Source organism: Sphingomonas sp. SFZ2018-12 (genome assembly GCF_022496715.1).
Lineage (GTDB): Bacteria > Pseudomonadota > Alphaproteobacteria > Sphingomonadales > Sphingomonadaceae > Sphingomonas.
In genome coordinates, this window is record NZ_WTFM01000014.1 from 1 (window position 1) to 1,874 (window position 1,874).

The 1,874-nt window shown below is 67.2% G+C and carries 1 protein-coding gene; it reads left to right on the forward strand.

Annotated features, from left to right (window positions below):
• Positions 1 to 1,874 (forward strand): 1-deoxy-D-xylulose-5-phosphate synthase (gene dxs, locus GO308_RS18560; RefSeq protein WP_240886451.1); only part of this gene is annotated, 1,874 nt, incomplete at both ends.

Here is a 1,874-nt window from a genome sequence, read left to right on the forward strand (position 1 = left end):
ACGCCCGACACGCCGTTGCTGGATACGGTTGCCACGCCCGAGGATCTTCGCAGGCTGAAGCCTGGCCAGTTGCGCCAGTTGGCGGACGAGCTGCGATCGGAGGTGATTTCGGCGGTGGGGGTGACGGGGGGTCACCTGGGTTCGGGGCTTGGGGTGGTCGAGCTGACGGTGGCGCTGCACTATGTGTTCGACACGCCCGACGACAAGCTGATCTGGGACGTGGGGCATCAATGCTATCCGCACAAGATATTGACGGGTCGTCGTGACCGCATCCGGACGCTGCGGATGGGGGGTGGGCTGTCGGGGTTCACCAAGCGTGCGGAGAGCGACTATGATCCGTTCGGGGCGGCGCACAGCTCGACCTCGATCTCGGCGGCGCTGGGGTTTGCGATCGCCAACAAGCTGAAGGATCAGCCGGGCAAGGCGATCGCGGTGATCGGCGACGGCGCGATGAGCGCGGGCATGGCGTATGAGGCGATGAACAACGCCGAGCCGGCGGGCAACCGGCTGGTGGTGATTTTGAACGACAACGACATGTCGATCGCGCCGCCGGTGGGGGGCTTGTCGGCATATCTGTCGCGCATCGTGTCGAGCCGGGAGTTTCTGGGGCTGCGCGAGACGCTGAAGCGGGTGGCGCGGCGGCTGCCGCGGCCGCTGCATTCGGGGCTGCGCAAGACCGACGAGTTCGCGCGCGGCATCACGATGGGCGGGACGTTGTTCGAGGAGCTCGGCTTTTACTATGTCGGGCCGATCGACGGGCATAATCTCGACCATCTGATCCCGGTGCTCGAAAATGTCCGCGATGCCGAGGAGGGGCCGATCCTGGTCCATGTCGTGACCAAGAAGGGCAAGGGCTATGCCCCGGCGGAGGCGTCGGCCGACAAATATCACGGCGTCCAGAAGTTCGACGTGATCACCGGCGCGCAGGACAAGGCGCCGCCGGGACCGCCGAGCTACCAGAATGTGTTCGGCGAGACGCTGGCGAAGCTGGCGGAGACCGACGATCGCATCTGTGCGATCACCGCGGCGATGCCGTCGGGCACCGGGGTGGACAAGTTCGCAAAGGCGCATCCGGACCGCGCGTTCGACGTGGGCATTGCCGAACAGCATGCGGTGACGTTCGCGGCGGGGCTGGCGGCACAGGGGATGCGGCCGTTCTGCGCGATCTACTCGACCTTCCTGCAGCGCGCCTATGACCAGGTGGTGCACGATGTCGCGATCCAGAACCTGCCGGTCAGGTTCGCGATCGACCGCGCCGGGCTGGTCGGCGCGGACGGGTGCACCCATGCGGGCAGCTTCGACGTCACCTATCTGGCGACGCTGCCCAACTTCGTGGTGATGGCGGCGGCCGACGAGGCCGAGCTTGTGCACATGACCTATACCGCGGTGTGCCACGACACCGGGCCGATCGCGGTGCGCTATCCGCGCGGCAACGGGGTGGGCGTGGCGCTGCCCGAGGTGCCCGAGCGGCTGGCGATCGGCAAGGGGCGGATGGTGCGTACCGGGCACAAGGTGGCGATCCTGTCGCTGGGCACGCGGCTGGCGGAGGCGGTGAAGGCGGCCGACGCGCTCGAGGCGAGGGGGCTGTCGACGAGCGTCGCGGACCTGCGCTTTGCCAAGCCGCTCGACGAGGAACTGATCCGCCGGCTGCTCGCCACCCACGAGGTCGCCGTCACGATCGAGGAAAACGCAATCGGCGGGTTCGGCGCGCACGTCCTCACCCTCGCCAGCGACATGGGCCTGATCGACCACGGCCTCAGGCTGCGCACCATGCGCCTGCCCGACCTGTTCCAGGACCAGGATAAACCCGAACGCCAGTACGACCTCGCAAAACTCAACGCACAACACATCGTCGACACCGTCCTCAAGGCGCT